Annotated in this window: 13 protein-coding genes and 2 pseudogenes; 5 read left to right on the plus strand and 10 right to left on the minus strand. The window is 71.9% G+C overall.

Going from position 1 to position 17,223, the window contains the following annotated elements:
* Positions 1–93 precede the first annotated feature (93 nt).
* The 3 genes from ACTWQC_RS10780 to clpS all read right to left on the minus strand — a co-directional run bounded on the left by ACTWQC_RS10780 (position 94) and on the right by clpS (position 2,852).
* Complete coding sequence (locus tag ACTWQC_RS10780) at positions 94–1,551, minus strand: amino acid permease (protein ID WP_443315376.1); 1,458 nt, start codon at positions 1,549–1,551, stop codon at positions 94–96.
* Between the two features lie 396 nt (positions 1,552–1,947).
* A complete protein-coding gene (locus tag ACTWQC_RS10785) occupies positions 1,948–2,541 on the minus strand; it encodes a DUF2017 domain-containing protein (protein ID WP_443315377.1) in 594 nt (197 codons plus the stop codon).
* Positions 2,541–2,852, minus strand: coding sequence for an ATP-dependent Clp protease adapter ClpS (gene clpS / locus ACTWQC_RS10790; RefSeq protein ID WP_365260592.1), 312 nt, complete (start codon positions 2,850–2,852; stop codon positions 2,541–2,543). The genes ACTWQC_RS10785 and clpS overlap by 1 nt, the downstream gene beginning before the upstream one ends.
* 178 nt (positions 2,853–3,030) lie before the next feature.
* On the opposite strand from clpS, the gene ACTWQC_RS10795 reads away from it, so the two are divergent.
* Positions 3,031–4,359 carry a nicotinate phosphoribosyltransferase gene (locus tag ACTWQC_RS10795; protein ID WP_443315378.1) on the plus strand — a complete coding sequence of 443 codons (1,329 nt, stop codon included), beginning with the start codon at positions 3,031–3,033 and terminating at the stop codon, positions 4,357–4,359.
* A gap of 499 nt (positions 4,360–4,858) precedes the next feature.
* Positions 4,859–5,443: an isochorismatase family protein gene (locus ACTWQC_RS10800; RefSeq protein ID WP_443315379.1), complete on the plus strand. Its 585-nt coding sequence runs from the start codon at positions 4,859–4,861 to the stop codon at positions 5,441–5,443.
* A gap of 481 nt (positions 5,444–5,924) precedes the next feature.
* On the opposite strand, the pseudogene ACTWQC_RS10805 reads toward ACTWQC_RS10800, so the two are convergent.
* A pseudogene (locus tag ACTWQC_RS10805) lies at positions 5,925–6,248 on the minus strand (hypothetical protein); the annotation flags it as partial.
* 125 nt (positions 6,249–6,373) lie between these two features.
* Positions 6,374–8,790, minus strand: a pseudogene (locus tag ACTWQC_RS10810) (immune inhibitor A domain-containing protein).
* A 309-nt stretch (positions 8,791–9,099) separates the two neighbouring features.
* Here ACTWQC_RS10810 and ACTWQC_RS10815 point away from each other — a divergent pair.
* Positions 9,100–9,390 carry a hypothetical protein gene (locus ACTWQC_RS10815; RefSeq protein ID WP_443315380.1) on the plus strand — a complete coding sequence of 97 codons (291 nt, stop codon included), beginning with the start codon at positions 9,100–9,102 and terminating at the stop codon, positions 9,388–9,390.
* A 17-nt stretch (positions 9,391–9,407) separates the two neighbouring features.
* Here ACTWQC_RS10815 and ACTWQC_RS10820 read toward each other — a convergent pair whose 3' ends face one another.
* Positions 9,408–10,133: an RDD family protein gene (locus ACTWQC_RS10820; RefSeq protein ID WP_443315381.1), complete on the minus strand. Its 726-nt coding sequence runs from the start codon at positions 10,131–10,133 to the stop codon at positions 9,408–9,410.
* A gap of 96 nt (positions 10,134–10,229) precedes the next feature.
* Positions 10,230–12,143: an RDD family protein gene (locus tag ACTWQC_RS10825; protein ID WP_443315382.1), complete on the minus strand. Its 1,914-nt coding sequence runs from the start codon at positions 12,141–12,143 to the stop codon at positions 10,230–10,232.
* Positions 12,144–12,576: 433 nt separating this feature from the next.
* Between ACTWQC_RS10825 and ACTWQC_RS10830 the strand changes: the two genes are divergently transcribed.
* Entirely contained in the window at positions 12,577–13,050 is a 474-nt protein-coding gene (locus ACTWQC_RS10830; protein WP_443315383.1) for an STAS domain-containing protein, read from the plus strand.
* Here ACTWQC_RS10830 and ACTWQC_RS10835 read toward each other — a convergent pair.
* Positions 12,973–14,004, minus strand: coding sequence for a sigma-70 family RNA polymerase sigma factor (locus tag ACTWQC_RS10835; RefSeq protein WP_443315384.1), 1,032 nt, complete (start codon positions 14,002–14,004; stop codon positions 12,973–12,975). The two genes, ACTWQC_RS10830 and ACTWQC_RS10835, sit on opposite strands and share 78 nt — an antisense overlap.
* A 259-nt stretch (positions 14,005–14,263) precedes the next feature.
* Here ACTWQC_RS10835 and ACTWQC_RS10840 point away from each other — a divergent pair, with 259 nt between their 5' ends.
* Positions 14,264–14,716: an SsgA family sporulation/cell division regulator gene (locus tag ACTWQC_RS10840; RefSeq protein WP_443315385.1), complete on the plus strand. Its 453-nt coding sequence runs from the start codon at positions 14,264–14,266 to the stop codon at positions 14,714–14,716.
* A 31-nt stretch (positions 14,717–14,747) separates the two neighbouring features.
* Here the strand turns inward: ACTWQC_RS10840 and ACTWQC_RS10845 are convergent, their stop codons facing one another.
* A complete protein-coding gene (locus tag ACTWQC_RS10845) occupies positions 14,748–16,115 on the minus strand; it encodes an FAD-binding oxidoreductase (RefSeq protein WP_443315386.1) in 1,368 nt (455 codons plus the stop codon).
* A 94-nt stretch (positions 16,116–16,209) separates the two neighbouring features.
* Entirely contained in the window at positions 16,210–17,040 is an 831-nt protein-coding gene (locus ACTWQC_RS10850) for a phage baseplate protein (RefSeq protein ID WP_443315387.1), read from the minus strand.
* Positions 17,041–17,223: the final 183 nt, after the last annotated feature.

The raw sequence follows: 17,223 nt of genomic DNA on the forward strand, positions 1-17,223 counted from the left end.
GCGCCTCGGTTGAGGGTGGTGGTGGACGACGGGCGGGCAAAGGCGGCCTCCGGACATCGGTCCGGAGGCCGCCTGGTGAGACGCGCTGTGCTGTTACTTCGAGACGGTCTCCAGCTCCCGCTCCTCCACCGGAGCGGCGACCTGCGGGTTGCGGGTCTTCAGGATCGCCCAGCCGATGGCCAGGCAGAGCGCCCAGCCCGCGCCCACGTACAGGGACACCCGGGCGTCCTTGTCGTACGCGATCAGGCCGGTCACGAAGATCAGCGTGGCCAGCGCCACGTAGCTGAAGAGCGAACCGCCGGGCGCCGGGAAGGACGAGGCCTGCAGACGGCCCGCCCGCACGGCCCGCCGGTAGAGGATGTGACTGACGAGGATCATCATCCAGGTCCAGATACCGGCCGCGGTGGCCACCGAGGTGACGTACCCGAAGGCCTTCTCCGGGACGACGTAGTTGAGGACCACGCCGATGCCCATCAGGGCGACGGAGACGGTGATGCCGACCGCAGGGGTCTTACGGGCGTTGAGCTTGCCGAAGACCTTCGGGGCCTCGGCGTTGGAGGCCAGGTCGCGCAGCATCCGGCCGGTGGAGTACATGCCGGAGTTGCAGGACGACAGGGCCGCGGTGAGGACGACGAAGTTGATGATGCCCGCCGCGAGCGGGATGCCCATCTTCTCGAAGCCGTGCACGAACGGGCTCTGGCCCGCTGAGAACTCGGTCCACTTGATCACCGAGAGCAGGACGACCAGGGCGCCCACGTAGAAGACGATGATGCGCCAGGGCAGAGTGTTGATCGCCTTGGGGAGGGTCTTCTCGGGGTTCTCCGACTCGCCCGCGGTGACGCCGACGAGCTCCACGGCCAGGTAGGCGAACATGACGCCCTGGAGGGTCATCAGGCTCGAGCCGATGCCGTTCGGGAAGATGCCGTGGTGCGCCCAGAGGTTGCTGGCGGCGGCGGTCTCACCGGCGTCGGAGAAGCCGAGGGTGAGCACGCCGAGGCCGATCACGATCATGCCGATGATCGCGGTGACCTTGATCATCGAGAACCAGAACTCGACCTCGCCGAAGATCTTCACCGAGATCAGGTTGACGCCGAAGAGCACCACGAGGAAGACGAGGGCGCTGACCCACTGCGGGATCTCGGGGAACCAGAAGTTGATATAGATCGCAGCGGCCGTGAGTTCGGCCATGCCGGTCACGACCCACATCAGCCAGTACGTCCAGCCGGTCGCATAGCCGAAGAACGGGCCGAGGAACTCGCGGGCGTACTCCGCGAAGCTGCCGGACACGGGCCGGTAGAGGAGCAGCTCGCCGAGCGCTCGCATGATGAAGAAGATGACCACGCCCGCGAGGGCGTACATGAGAATGATGCTCGGGCCGGCCTTGGCGATGTTCGCACCGGCACCCATGAAGAGGCCGACGCCGATGGCGCCGCCGATGGCGATCATCTGGACCTGGCGGCTGCCCAGCCCCCGCTGATAGCCCTCTTCAGGAGTGTTGCCCGCGGCCCCGTTGCCGTCGTCGTTGTGCTTCGCGACCTGCGCTGAGGTCATGCTGCTGCGCCTTTCTCCACGCCCGACCGGCCCTTATGGCGCGGATCGGGTCCCGACCCCCCGGAAATGGATGGAGTTGCAAGCCGGCGGTCGGCCGGCTCAGCACTCTGCCGGGACATGGGTGGCGTCCCGGCAGGCGTCGTGAAGGTCTATCACGAGCCGGGGGGCGGTCCGAGGAGGCGCCCGTGGCGCGAATCACAAGAAGAAGCGGACATACGACGCAACCGTCCCCAAGCATGGCGGGATCGGTTGCACGATCGTTATCCGGATCTGAGTGTCCGCTGAGCGAACACAAATCGGACGATCTTCGTCAGTCCGCATCAGCCCCCATCGGCCGGGCATCCGGCGGGACTTGGGCGGATGAGCGCCGCGTCAGGTGCGGCGCCAGGTGCGGCGTCAGGGCGTGAGGGTCTCGACGAGCGACTCCTGGAGCCCGCCGAGCCAGAGGTACGCCATCACCATCGGCTTGCGCGGATCGGAGTCCGGCAGCCGGTAGAGCTCGTCGCCGTCCTCTTCGTCCGTCACTTCGAGGCGGGTGCCGATGGCCAGCCGCAGGTCGTTGAGCGCGCCCAGCCATCGGTGGGACTCCTCAGGGCCCAGCTTGAGCACCGCGCCGCCGTTGCCCGCCACCGTGAGGGCGTCCAGCGAGCGGATGACGGCGAGGGCGTCGTCGCGCTTGCGCGCCCGCAGATCGTTCTCGGTGTAGCGGCGGAACTCGGCCGAGAAGGCGCGCGCTTCGTCGTCGTCCGGCTTCGCCTCGGGGCCGCCGTACGCGTCCGGGAAGAGCCGGGCCAGAACGGGGTCGGCGGGGGGCTCGCTGGGCCCCTCCGCGAAGAGCTCGGCCAGCGGGTCCTGGCCCTCGACGGGCTGGTCCCCGGGGCCGACCAGCTCCAGCAGCTGCACGGCGAGACTGCGCAGGATGGCGATCTCGACCTCGTCGAGCGCCACGGCAGCCCCGCCGCCGGGAATGGCTTCGAACTGTCCTGCCATCAGCGGTCCTGCTGCAGAGTCGCCCACAGCCCGTAGCCGTGCATGGCCTGCACGTCGCGCTCCATCTCCTCGCGGGTGCCCTGCGAGACGACGGCGCGGCCTTTGTGGTGTACGTCGAGCATCAGCTTGTGGGCCTTGTCCTTGGGGTAGCCGAAGTAGGCCTGGAAGACATACGTCACGTAGCTCATGAGGTTGACCGGGTCGTTGTGCACCAGCGTGACCCAGGGGACGTCGGGTTCGGGCACCGCGGAGGGTGCTTCGCTCGACTCGGGGCGCTCGATCTCGACGGGTGCGACACTCACGCGTTCCATGCTGCCACCCGGGGTGGTGCATCGCACAAACCGGTCCCACGCGTCAGGACCGGGAAATCGGGGCCCGGAGCGGTTCGCGAGCGGTTCGCGAGCGGTTCGCGAGCGGTCCGGGAGCGGTCCGGGAGCCCGGCTCGAGGGAAATCGTCAAAGTGACGAGTAATGGGGGTACGATCCTGCCATGAACACAGCGGACCTGCGCCTGCCCGTGGACGTGCCGTCGACCGCCCTCTTCACCGACCACTACGAGCTGACGATGCTGCAAGCGGCACTCGGGGCCGGCACGGCGGGGCGCCGGTCGGTCTTCGAGGTCTTCACCCGCCAGCTGCCCGCGGGCCGCCGCTACGGCGTCGTGGCGGGCACCGGCCGGGTCCTCGACGCCGTCGAGAACTTCCGCTTCGACGAGGGCGTCCTCGGCTTCCTGCGCAGCCACCGGGTGGTCGACGAGCCGACGCTCGAATGGCTCGCGGGCTACCGCTTCAGCGGCGACATCTGGGGCTACCCCGAGGGCGAGGTGTACTTCCCCGGCTCCCCGGTCCTGCGGGTCGAGGGCACCTTCGCCGAGGCCGTGCTGCTGGAGACGGTGATCCTCTCGATCCTCAACCACGACTCGGCGGTCGCCGCGGCGGCCTCCCGCATGGCGGTGGCGGCCGGGTCGCGGCCGCTGATCGAGATGGGCGCGCGCCGCACGCACGAGCTGGCGGCGGTGGCCGCCTCGCGCGCGGCGTACGTCGGGGGCTTCACCTCGACCTCCGACCTCGCGGCCGGCTTCCGCTACGGCATCCCGACCGTGGGCACCAGCGCCCACGCCTTCACGCTGCTGCACGACAGCGAGCGGGACGCCTTCACCGCACAGGTCGATTCGCTCGGCCGGGGGACGACGCTGCTGGTCGACACGTATGACGTGGCGGAGGCGGTGCGGATGGCGGTGGAGATCGCCGGGCCCGAGCTGGGGGCCGTACGGATCGACTCCGGCGACCTGCTGCTGGTCGCGCACCGGGTGCGGCAGCAGCTGGACGACCTCGGCGCGAAGAACACGAAGATCGTGGTGACCAGCGACCTGGACGAGTACGCGATCGCGTCGCTGGCCGCGGCCCCGGTGGACGCGTACGGGGTGGGCACCCAGCTGGTGACCGGCAGCGGCCACCCGACCTGCTCGATGGTCTACAAGCTGGTCGCCAGGGCCGAGTCCGACGCCCCGGGGTCGCCGCTGGTGCCGGTGGCGAAGAAGGCGCTGGGCGGGAAGACGTCGATCGGCGGTCGCAAGTGGGCCGCGCGGCGGCGGGACGAGGACGGGGTGGCCGAGGCGGAGGTCGTCGGCACGGGCGAGCTCCCGCCGGAGCTCGCCGGCCACGAGCTGCTGGTGGAGCTCGTCAGGGGCGGCGAGATCACCGGCCGCGAGCCGCTGGACGCGGCGCGGGACCGGCATGTGGCGGCGCGCGGGAATCTGCCGCTGTCGGCGATGCAGCTGTCCCGCGGCGAGGCGGTCATCCTCACGGAATACGCCTAGCGGCGAGCAGCCATGACCACGAAGCGCGGCCCAGACCCCAACGCCCCGGCGAGCCCTCGCCGACGGACCGGCGGTCTCGCGACTACATCGCCCCCTTCCGGACCCAGAAGGCCCACGGCCAGTCCCGCGCGGCCGAACACCGCCGCTGCGCCGACAAGAAGAATCCGCCGCCACGGCCCCACCACGACGGCGGAGGCCGGCGGTCATGCCACCACCGCAACCCGCCCGCCCGGCCTCCGGCTCCATCGCCCCGGCGCGGAGGCGGGACCGGCGCGGGCCCGGTGCGGGGGCCGAGGGCTGGGCCGGGCGGAACCGAGCACGGGCCCGGAGGCGGGGCTAGTTGGGGATTCGGAGGTCCCCTCCCAACCCGGCGTTCGAGTCTCTACTCTCAGGAGACAAGGGCATCCCCAGCCCTGGGGCGGGGACGCCGCCCCACCCCCCGGCACAGGGATCCCCTCTCTCCCGCCATTCACCGCTCACCAGCCGAAAGGCATGCGCCATGCAACGGGCACTCATCGTCGCCGACGTGCAGAACGACTTCTGCGAGGGTGGCAGCCTCGCCGTCGCGGGCGGCGCGGACGTCGCCGCCGCGATCACCGACCTGGTCGCGGAGGCCCCCGCCGGTTACCGCCATGTCGTGGCGACACGCGACTTCCACATCGAGCCGGGCGACCACTTCTCGGACAATCCGGACTACGAGCACTCCTGGCCCCCACACTGCGTGGCCGGCACGGAAGGCAGCAGTTTCCACCCGAACTTCGCGCCCGCCGTCGCCTCCGGAGCGATCGACGCGGTCTTCTCCAAGGGGGAGTACTCGGCGGCGTACAGCGGTTTCGAGGGCAGGGACGAGCACGGCACGCTCCTCGCCGACTGGCTGCGGGCCCGCGGCGTGACCGAGGTCGACGTGGTCGGCATCGCGACCGACCACTGCGTACGGGCCACCGCGCTGGACGCCGTACGCGAGGGCTTCGCCACGCACGTCCTGCTCGACCTGACCGCGGGCGTGGCCGAGCACACCACGGAGCGCGCGATCGAGGCACTCAGCAAAGCGGGCGTGGAGCTCAGCGGCAAGCCGGTCGTCTGACCGCTGCGCGCTCAGCCGTAGCTCCGGGAGGCGCCCGGGGGCCTGAAGTCCGGCCTCCGGCCCCCGGCCTCCCCACGGTCGCGCGGATCGCCGTCGCCGGGTGCGGGCCGGGTGTGCCCACCCTCCCCCATAGCCTGGACGGCATGGGGGCACTCCCATCGCCCCGGCGGAACGAATGCCCACACGGGCCGACGGCTGCCGCGCCGTCCGTCGCCGGACCGACGCGGGCGGCTCCGCCCCAGGGGCCGGGGGACGATCACCCGGCACCGGCGCCCTGCGATCCGCCCCGGAGGGGTTACGTCGCGGCGGACCACTCCGCCAGGATGCCTTCCCAGCCTTCCCACGCCCACGTCCCCGCCGGGCCCGCCGCCCCCAGGTCCGCGACCGGCGCGGCCGCCGCCGGGCGCTGCGCCCGGTCCGGGGCCCGGCCGCCCTGGTCCTGGCCCTGGTCCTGGTCCTGGTCCTGCCTCTGGACCTGGGCCGGAGGCCGCAGGAGCGTGCGGATGGGATGCCAGGACTCGGTGTCGTCGTGCAGCGACGCCCGCCAGACGAGCCCGTCGGGGTGGTGCAGCACGGCAGTGATCTCGTCCGGCGTCGGCGGCTCCGCGTTGCCGCGCAGGTAGACCGCCCGCAGCCCCAGGTTCCTGAGCCTGGTCAGCGCCCGCGCCCGGTTCGCGGCGTGCACCAGCACCCGGACCCGTACGGCATCGCGGACGCCCTCACCCGGCGCCCTGTGGGGGCGGGGCAGCGACAGCGCGACGACCACGCTGCCGTCCGGAAGCTTGCTGAACCCTCCACCTGCCATACCCGCGGATCTCCCCCGTTGAGACGTTGTGTCAATAAGAAAGCTTGCCAGAGCATCTAAACGCGAACGGCCGCCGCCCGCTAGAGGGCGGCGGCCGAACCCACTCTGACCTGCAATAACGCTGATTACTTCACCGAAGGTCCAACCTGGACGATCATCAAGGACCCGTTCCGGGCCTCCTTGAGGATCTTGATGCGGGTGTTGGTGTCAGTAACCTTCACGCCCGCGGTCGGGTTCGACGCATACCAGTACGTGCCCTTGTGATCATCGAAGACCGGGACGCCCTTCTTCGACTTGATCTTCGCGGCCTTGCCGTCGTTGTGGAGCGTGATGCCGTCCGTACGGTAGCGGCTGAAGGGCGAGTCGTACGCCTGGATGCGGTTGCGCATCAGCGTGCCGTCCGCCCACCTCTCCGGCACCGCGTGCGCGTCGACCGGAAGGATCAGCCCCTCGCCCGGGTGGACACCCACGTTGTTGTCCGCCTGCGAGGTGTCCCACAGCCACACGGCCAGGCCGTTCTGGTACGGGTAGTGCTCCACCCAGTTGGGCCGGCCCGAGGCGAAACCGAAGTTGTACGGGCCGGTCTTGAGGGTCTTGTCGTACGACACGTACTGCCGGTTCTCCGCGATGTAGTACTGCGGGTAGTCCTGGGTGAAGGACTCGCCGATGCGCGAGAAGCCCTTCGCCGCCCAGCCGTTGTCGTCGCCCTCGGCGCCGTCCGTGAACAGCGGCTGCCCGTCCGCGGTCAGTGTGATCGCGTCGGCCGCGAAGCCCTTGCCGGAGGTCCCGCCGTCCGTCTGGTAGCGGAAGCGGAGATCGATCTTCTTGCCCGCGTAGGCGTCCAGCGGGTACGACAGCTTCTGGTACGCGCCCGAGGTCCCGGTCAGGGCCGGCTTGTCGCCGCCGTCCCGCGGGATCGGCTTGCCGTCCGCGGTGCCGTCCACCGGCGTCCAGTTGGCGCCGCCGTCCTCCGACACCTCGGCGTAGAGGTAGTCGTAGTTCTCCTCGATGTCCCACCAGCCCTGGAGGTCCAGCGAGGCCTTGGACTTGGCCGTGAGGTCGACGGGCCGGCCGAGGGTGTTCTTGAGGTCGTCGCCCATGTCGCTCCACCACTGCCTGGAGCCCTCCGCGGGCTTGGCGATCGTGGTGGTCTTCGCCTTCGCGGGCAGCTCGACGACGAGTGCCTGCTTCAGCTTCGTGTTGTACTCGGCGACGCCTAGCGCGTGCAGGGACTCCGTCGCGGCCTCGGCCTTGGCGTAGTTGAGCCAGTCGAGCTGCAGCTTGTCCCAGGCGGTCGTGTCGCCCGGCAGGTCACCGATCTCGCTCCCGCCGGTGCCGAGCCAGGATCCCGAGGACATCAACGACCAGAAGCCGACGGAGGATTCGCCCTTGCCCGTGGTGTCGTAGTGGTCGGGGAGGCCGAGGTCGTGCCCGTACTCGTGGGCGAAGACGCCGAGGCCTCCGTTCTCCGGCTGCATGGTGTAGTCGCCGACCCAGACGCCGGTGTCGCCGATCTGCGCGCCGCCCGCCTTGTTGTCCGCCGGGCCCGTCTCGCCCGCGTCGCTGCCGTACGCGTACCAGCGGTGCGCCCACAGCGCGCTCTCGCCCTGCACGCCGCCGCCCGCCGACTCGTCCTCGCCCGCGTGGACGATCTGGAAGTGGTCGATGTAGCCGTCGGACTCGTTGAAGTCGCCGTCGCCGTCGAAGTCGTAGCGGTCCAGGCGTCGTACTGCGCGAGCTGCGCCTTGATCTGCTCGGGGGTCTTCCCGGCGGCCTTCTGATCGGCGGCCCACTGATTGACGCCGTCGCGGACCGCGTCCCAGACGTTGGCGCAGTTGGTGTCGCCGCAGTAGTTCGAGCCGTAACGGGCCTCGTTCCACTCGACCTTGACCCAGTCGGAGACCTCGCCGTCGACCGAGTAGCGGCCCGAGGACTGCTTCTCGTAGTACTTCTTCAGCGACTCCTCGCCCTTGGCCTCGGAGAAGTACAGCTCCTCGAAGTGCTTGCGGTTGTAGTCCGCGCGCCAGGCCGTGCTGTTGTCGTTCGCACGGTCCGGCTCGGCTATCGCGTTGTGGGCCGGGCCGGGGTCGCCGCCGTACTTGACGACGGGCGGCTTCGGGCCCTCCGGGCCGTCCGGGTCGAAGGTGGTGGTGTCGTCGACCTGGTCGCCGAACTCCACGAGGATGGTGAAGATCTTGTCGGTCTTCTCCCGGCCCAGCTCGGCGTACTTGCCCTTGCCGAGCCTGACCACCTGGGAGGCGCCGCGCTTCTCGGCCTTGGCGTCTCCGGCCAGGACTCGCTGCAACGCCTCCTCGCGCCGGGCCGCCTGCCGCTCGCTGAACGGGCCTTCCAGGTCGTGCTCCGCGTGCTCGGCATGGCCCTTCCCGGGCGCCGGGTCGTGGCGCTCGACTGCGTCGGCGCCCGACCGGTCTTCCGCCTGCGCGGCGGCACCTGCGGTCAGTGCGGCCGCGCCGATCGCGGCGACCGCTGTCACCAGGGCTGCGGATCTGACCGCCCGCCGCCCTCTCGTCGCGTTCTTCACTTGTGTGGTCCTCCCCGATTGCTGCGTGGTCAGGGGGCATTGGACCGGAGACGGGGAGGAAAAGACAGATCTTGACTTGAACACGCCAGGCGAGTACGTTACTCGGTTCACGCGGTCCGGAATCCGAACGGCACCCGGACACGTATGGCGCGGTCGAACGGGCGCGCCTGTCTCGGCAGTTGGAATGCCGCATGACTCCGTGCGCCCCCTGTGCAACGGTGCCGTGTGTTAGGTCACGCTTACCGCTGATTCGCCTCGGGCAGACAGCACTCAAACCCCCAAATCAGTCCCGAGGACGGAACCCCCGCCATGCCGCGTCCGACTGCCGCCCAGTTCGCCTACGGTTCGGTCACCGTCGTCTTCTCGACCCTGGCCATGCTCCTGCTCTCCCAGACCCGTTCGGGTATCGGAGTGGCGGTCATCGCCTTCGCCGGACTGGCCCTCGGGCTCCTGGTCTCCGCGACGGTGCCCGTGCCGCGAACGGACCGCCAGGCGCAGCCGGCCGCGCCCGCCGAGGAGCGGCTCGACGCAGTGGTGCCGGGGCCGAGGGCGCGTGCGATATCCGAGCCGCGCGTCGAGGAGCACTCGGTCCACTCCTGATCCTTCAGGCCCGTCGGCTAACGGGTCTCCACGACAACGGTCTTCGCCGCCTTGTCGTGGAGACACTGGTGGTACGGCTTGTCCCAGGTGCACCACAACACGTTGACCAGCCAGAAGATGAAGCCGCAGCACGGCACGATCTCGGGCAGCGAGTAGACGCAGGCGCGGATCCATCCCGGCTGCCCTTTCGGGACACCGCCGTTCTCGAGCAGGGCGACGCGGATGTTCATCAGCCGCTTGCCGACGGTCTGGCCGGAGTGGGTCAGCATCAGCCCCTCGTAGAGGAGATACGCGAGCAGCACCACACCCTGGACGGCCGCGGACTTGCCGCTGTCATCGGCGTCGGTGGGGTCGTAGCCGCCGACAATCCCGTACATGATCGCGCCGACCGGGATGCTGATGAGCAGGCCGTCGATGATGCGGGCGAGCAGGCGCTTGCCTCGGTTGGCGAGCGGCGGCATACCGGCGAGCGGCTCGGCGCCGTACGGGGCACCGCCGAACGGTTCGCCCGCGGGGGGCCAGCCGCCGGGCGGGGGCGGGCCGCCGAACGGACCACCGCCGGGAGGGGGCGGCGGTGGCTCGCCGCCGGGTGGGGGTTGCGGCGGTTCGCCGCCCGGCGGCGGGGTGCCGTCATACGGTGAGCCACCTCCGCCGCCACCCTCAGGACTGTCCGGCGGGCGCTTCCGCAGCGGGTCATCGTCCGGCGGCCCGCCGGACCCCGGTGGCGGCTGATCGGTGCTCATGCGCACCAGTCGACCCCCGCGGTGCGGGGGCCGCAGCCCGGCACGAGCCGTTCGGGGGACCGGCCGGGCCCGGGTACGGCAGCGCCGCCATCCCCGCTATCCGCTCGCCGCGCTCCCGCCGGTCCCGGCCACGAAGGTGCGGGCCGCCTTGTCGTGCCAGCACTGGCGCCACGGCCGGTCGAACAGGCACCACAGGACATTGAGGACGCCGATGAGCAGGACGCCGAGGACGCTGTAGAGCAGCCAGCGGCGGAGGGCGGCGCCGAAGCCTGCGGTGTCGTGGGACTCGATGTCCAGCACCTTCACCTGGCACAGGCGCTTGCCCAGCGTCCGGCCCCACTTGGCGGTGGGCAGCGCCTCGTACAGCACCCCGCCCACGAGCAGTACGCCGAGGACGATGCCCAGATAGGCGGCCGTCGTGCTGTCGAGCAGCCAGACGGTGACGGTCTCACCACTCAGCTTCGCCTGCTCGATCTTGTCGTTGACGTGGTCAACCGCCTTCGTCCAGAGCGGGACGGCCGCTGCCCCGACGGCGCCGCCGAGGAGGGCGGTGTCGATCAGCCGGGCCGCGAACCGGCGGCCGAGCGAGGCGGGGCGTGCGGCCGCCTGCGCCTGGGCGGCCTGCAGGAACGGGTCGTCGGCCGGGGGCCGCCAGGGCACGACGGGCTCGGGGGCGGCGGCCCGGCCCTCGGACCGCGGGAGTTGGTGCGCCTGCTGCGCCCAGGACGGCTGCCCGCCGCCGGGGCCCGGCGTGACGGGGGCGGGGATGGGGGCCGGGGGTTGCGGGGTCGGCGGCTGCGGGGACTGCGCTTGAGGGGGCTGCGGAGCGGCAGGTCCCGGTTGCGGGGGGATGGCGGCGGGGCCGGAGGCACCCGGCCGTACGGCGCGGATGGCCATCGTGCCGTCGGCGCGGCTGCCGGAGCCGGAGCCCGCCCCCACGGAACCGCTTCCGGCGGCGCGGATGGTCATGGTCCCGTCCCGGCCCGGCCCGGACTCGCCGTCCCGCGCGGCGGGTACGGACCGCTCTCCTTCGTCGGCCCCGGGCCGTACGGCACGGATCGCCATCGTGCCGTCGGCCGCGCCGGGGGACTTGGAACCCGGGGACGTGGCGCCGGACGACGGCGCGGCACCGGGGTCGTCGCCCCGGTCGTTCCGGAGCGTGAGCGTACCGTCCCGGCGGCCGCCGCTTCCACGGCCGGCGCCACTCCCACGGCCGGGATCGCGGTCGCTCCCGCGGTCGCGGCCGGGATCGCGGTCGGCTGAGGATCCCCCAGCGCCGAGGTCCACGGTTCCGGGCGATCCGCCGCCCTCGCCGGGTCCCCTGCCGATGGAGGCAGCCGCCCCGGCCGCCCCGGAGCCCTCGGATGCGCGCGGGTCGGCGGCGCCGCCCGCTCGTGCGGACCGGCCGCTGTCACCCGCGGCCCAGTCCGTCGCACCGGAGGCGCTGGACGCACCCGCCGGGCCCGCGTCCGCCGGGTCGTTGCCCCAGGACACGCGGCGGTCCTGGCCGCTGCCGAAGCCGGACTGGCGGGAGGCGTCCGCGCCCCAGGCGGAGGCGGGCTCGGGGCGGGAGCCGTGCAGGCGGCTGGGGTCGCTCCAGTCGATCCCGGCAGCGGGGCGTACGTCCATCTCGCCACGCGGCCGCAGTTCCGGCAGCGCGGTGCCGGACCCGGCGCGCGGTCCCGCGCCCGCGTCCGTACCCGCGCTCGCGTCCCTACCGGAGTCGCCCCGCTCCGCCGCCTCGTCGTCCGCTTCCGCTTCGTCGAGGAACATCGGCCCGGTCTCCTCCCGCCGCGGCGCGGGACCGGCGGGAGAAGGGGCGGCCGAGGAGGCGGCCGCGGCGCCCGGCGGCGGGCCCGGCATGTCCTCGCCGTCCTGCGGCGCGGGGCGGCTGGTGCCCGGCACCCACGCGGCGCCGTTCCAGTACCGGATGTAGCCGGGGATGGACGGGTCGGGGTAGAAGCCTGGGGCGGGGCTGCCGTCGGCGGATCCTGAGGTAGGGGCGCTCATTGAACCGTGTCCCGTCGTATCTGCTCTGCTCTGCTCTGCCGTGCTGTGCGGTTGGGCATGAGCAGTCTGCCGCACGCACGCGGTGTGGTGTACCGCACTCCGCCGCCGCGCGCGTGCATGCGTACGCGGGCCGGGGCGCACTGTCCACACATACCAGACGCCGGACGGGACCCGAATCAGTCTTGCCGTTCGGACCACTTTCGCGTGCCCGCTCGAAAGAATCTGGGAGAGGGCGCCCCTGCCGGAGGGCCGGACGGCCGGACAACTGCCCGGAGTTCCGTCCCGGGGCGCTCCCCCTGCGCCCAACTCCGGTTCGGCCCAGCAGAGTTCGGCAACTCTTCGGAGCCGGGGCGACTTCCCGCTGCCGCGCGGGCGATGAGTTTTCCCCGGCCCGCCGGTCTCCTCTGATGATGACCACGACTGGAGGCCGGCCTTGGCCGATCCCGACGACAAGCCCGACGAGCGCGGCGAGCCCCACGAGCGCGGCACGTACGACGAGCACGGCGAACCGGACGAGCCCACCGCCCGTACGATCGTCCTCGCCCTCCGCGGTCCGATCACGCCCGCCCACGTGCCCTGGCTGTGCGAGCGCCTGCGGGTGCTGCTGCAGAGCAGCGACGCCGAGCTGGTGACCCTGGATGTGGGCGCGCTCGCCGAACCGGATGTGGTCACCCTCGAGGCACTGGCGCGGCTGCAGTTGACCGCGCGGCGCCTTGGCCGCCGGCTCCGGCTCCGCCACGCCGGTGACGGCCTGCGGGTCCTGCTGGCCTCCGCGGGCCTCGACGAGGCCCTGCCGCTGTGCCCCGGCAGTCCCGCCTCACGTCCCGCGTTACGACGTCCCGGGCTGCGCCTCGAGCCGGGCGGGCAGGCCGAACAGCGGGAACAGCCGGGCGGTGTCCAGGAATGAGTTCCACCCGGTGATCCGGCCGTCCGACACCTCGATGACCTGGAGCGCCCACGGCTCGTGGCCGCCCTCGACGGGGTCGGGGCGGTACTGCCCGAAGGCCGGGGAGCCGTTCGCCGTGACCGGGACCAGGCGCGACCCGCGGCAGCCGATGCCGGGCCCGACCAGCCACGCGCGGATGTCGGCGGGCCCGCGCAGCCACAGCTCGAAGGGGGGCATGGACAGCGTCGCGTCCTCGTGCAGCAGCGAGGTGAGCGAGTCGAGGTCGTAGCGCTCGAAGGCGTCGACGTAGCGCGCCAGCAGCGCGCGCTGCTCCTCGTCCATCGGCCGGGCCGGGTCGGTGTCCGCGATATCGCTCGAGGCGATCGTCGCGCGCGCCCGCTGCAGCGCGCTGTTGACCGACGCGACCGTGGTGTCCAGCAGCTCCGCGACCTCGCTCGCCTTCCAGGCCAGCACCTCGCGCAGGATCAGTACGGCCCGCTGCCGGGGCGCGAGGTGCTGCAGCGCGGCGACGAACGCGAGCCGCACCGACTCCCGCGCCACGGCGACCTCGGCCGGGTCGCCGTCCGTCGGCAGCACGCGGCCGTCCGGAACCGGCTCGACCCAGGTGACCTCCGGCAGCGCCGGGCCCAGCGGGGATGCGGCGGTCGACGGGGAGGAGAGGTCCATCGGGCGGGTACGGCGCTCCTTGCCGCCCAGCATGTCGAGGCACACGTTGGTCGCGATGCGGTAGAGCCAGGAACGGAGCGCCGAGCGGCCCTCGAAGCGGTCGTAGGCCTTCCAGGCCCGGACCATCGTCTCCTGCACCGCGTCCTCGGCGTCGAAGGCCGATCCGAGCATCCGGTAGCAGTAGCCGGTCAGCTCCCTCCGGTGCTGCTCGAGGCGGAGCTCGACCTCGTCGGGGCCGCGCGTCGCCGCGCTCACCCCGGCGCCATCCGTTGGTACGACACCACTCATCGAGCGCCCCTGTCGACCTCCGGCCGTGTCCCCGGCTGGGGCGGCACAGCCTCTTCAACCGCCTCTCCGGGCACCCTATCGAGACGAAGTGCCCGTCTCCACCGCTTGTGGTGAACGCCCGCAATCGCATGGCCGCGGGGCGGCGTCCCCAAGAAATCTGAACACTTTCCCAGGAAGTCGCGTAAGGAATTTAGGGGCGTCGCCTCTCCCCGTGTGCGGGCCCGTGCGGGATCGCCGCACCACGGAAAGGACGACGTTCATGCACATCCTGGAGCTCGATCTGGATCTCATGCTGGTGCTGTCGCACGAGCGGGCCGTCCCCATCCCGGCCCGCCTCGCCTACCGCAGAGACGACCCGTACGCGGTGCAGATCACCTTCCACGTCGGCTCCGACTCGCCCGTCCGCTGGACGTTCGCGCGAGAGCTGCTGATCGAAGGCGTCTTCCGGCCGTGCGGGGAAGGGGACGTACGGGTCCGGCCGACGAAGGTCGACGGGCGCAGCGCCGTCAGCATGGCGCTGTCCTCGCCGGGCGGGAGCGCGCTGATCGAGGCCCCGGCCGCGGCCCTGTCGGCCTGGCTGGAGCTGACGGTGCGGGCGGTCGCGCCCGGCTCCGAGCACGAGTGGCTGGACGTCGACGACGCGCTCGCCGCGCTGCTGGCCCCTGCCCTGCCCGACGACCAGCTGCGGGACGGCAGCCCGGAGGACGCCTAGAACGGGTGGAGGACGGCACGGACCCGGAGGTCTAGAAGATCTTGCCTGGGTTCAGCAGGTTCAGCGGGTCGAAGGTCTGCTTGATGCCGCGCTGCAACTCGAGTCCCACGGGACCCAGCTCCCGCGCCAGCCACTCCTTCTTCAGCACGCCCACCCCGTGCTCCCCGGTGATCGTGCCGCCCAGCTCAAGACCCAGCGCCATGATCTCGTCGAAGGACTCGCGGGCCCGCCGCGACTCGTCGGGGTCGGCGGAATCGAAGCAGACGACCGGGTGGGTGTTGCCATCGCCGGCATGGGCGCAGACGCCGACGGTCAGGCCGTACTTCTCGCCGATGGCCGCCGTGCCCTCGAGCATGGCGGCCAGCTTCGAGCGCGGGACGCAGACGTCGTCGATCATCGTGGCGGACCTGACCTGCTCCAGCGCGGTGAGGGACAGCCGCCGGGCCTTCAGGAGCAGTTCGGACTCGGCCGCGTCCTCGGCCGGGACGACCTCGGTGGCACCGGCCGCCGCACACAGCTCGCCGACGGCCGCGAGGTCCGCCGACGGGTCCGGGGTGTCGAAGGCGGCGAGCAGCAGCGCCTCGGTGGACTCCGGCAGGCCCATGTTGGCCATCTTGTTGACCGCGCGGAGCGTGGTGCGGTCCATGAGCTCGAGCAGCGAGGGGGCGTGGCCGCGGGCCATGATCTCGCAGACGGCCTGGCACGCCGAGGCCGTGGACGGGAACTCGGCGGCGAGGACGATTTGTTGCGGCGGCGCGGGCTTGAGCGCGAGGACGGCCCGTACGACGATGCCGAGGCTGCCCTCGGAGCCGACGAAGAGGCGGGTCAGGTCGTATCCGGCGACGCCCTTGGCGGTGCGGCGTCCGGTGGTCAGCAGCCGCCCGTCGGCGAGGACGACGTCGAGCCCGAGCACGTATTCGGCGGTGACCCCGTACTTCACGCAGCACAGACCGCCGGAGGCCGTGCCGATGTTGCCGCCGATGGTGCACTGTTCCCAGCTGCTGGGGTCCGGCGGGTAGTAGAGCCCGTGCTCGGCGACGGCGCGGGAGAGGACGGCGTTGACGACGCCCGGCTCGACGACGGCGATCCGGTCGACCGGGCTGATCTCCAGGATCCGGTCCATCTTGACGAGCGAGAGCACGATGCAGCCGTCGGAGGCGTTGGCACCGCCGGACAGGCCGGTGCGCGCGCCCTGCGGCACGACCGGGACGCGGAGTTCGGTGGCGGTGCGCATCACGTGCTGCACCTGCTCGACGGTGCGCGGGAGGACGACGGCGGCAGGGGCGCCCGCTTCGCAGAAGCTCGCCATGTCATTGGCGTAGGAGCCCGTGATGTCGGGGTCGGTCAGCACGGCCTCGTCCGGAAGCCCGTCGCGCAGTCGCTCGATGAGGTCAGCCATGGTTCAAGACTCGCATCGGGCGGTCCGCCTGGGAAGATCAACGACTGGTCGCGGTCGGCCTCGGGTCGGCGTCTCAGTCGACGTCGGGTCGGCGTCAGTGCGACTCCAGGTAGTAGAGGGAGTACGTCCGGCCACCGACAGGTCCCGAGGCGAAACCCATGCACAGCCGGGGCCCCTGCCCTTCGTTCCGCAGCACCGCGAGGCCCTCGGGCTCGCGCGAGGCCAGGGCGTACGCGGTGCGGGACGGCTGTTCCTGCACCACCGCTCCGGTGCGCAGGTCGATGCAGTACAGCCGGGTGTCGCCGGTGCTCGGTGACGGGCTGTCGGGGTCGTGGGAGTGGCCGAGCATCTGGTACGCGTAGCCGCCGTGCAGCGTCATGCCCTGGAACGGCAGACCGAGCTCGGTGCCCGGCTGCTCGAAGTCGGCCAGCGGGCCGAAGTCGCCCGCGGCGAAGGCGTCCAGGTCGTAGAGCGCGTACCGGCGGCTGCCCGCAATGCCGTAGCGCAGCAGGACGCGGCGGCCGGCCTGGTCGATCGCCGCCGCGTTGTTCGTGGTGCCGGGGCGCGGGCGGTACGTGGTGACGCCGGGGTCGCCGGCGCTCAGCACGGTGCCCGCGGCGTACCGGAAGCGGCCGATGGCCCTGCCGTACCCGGAGGCGGGGTTGGCGTCGGTCTCGGCCCACAGCGCGATGCCGCCGTCCGCCGTCTCCTCGGCACCCATGGCGGTCCCGTGCCCGAAGCCCTTCAGGTACATGCGGTCCAGGACGGCGCCGTCCCAGGAAAGCCGGTTCAGACACAGGTCACCGGCGAGCGACCGCTCGGCGTGGGTGTACGCGCGGGGCTCGCCGAGGAGCCGGACGCCGCCGGAGATCACCTGGACCGCGTAGATCTGGCGGCGGCGCTCGTCGAAGGCGAACGACTGCATGACGGTGGTGTGGTGGAGCGGTTTGTCCTGGATCCAGCGGGTGCCCTGGGCGCTCAGATCGAAGGGCGTGTCCGCGGCGTACGTCCGGGGAGACGTGTTCGTCTGGTGGGCCGCGGATCTGCGGGGCGCCGTGGATGTCCGGGGGGTCGCAGATGTCCGGGGGGCCGCGGATGCTCGTGTGGC

Source organism: Streptomyces sp. 8N616, from assembly GCF_052246385.1.
Taxonomy (GTDB): Bacteria; Actinomycetota; Actinomycetes; order Streptomycetales; family Streptomycetaceae; genus Streptomyces.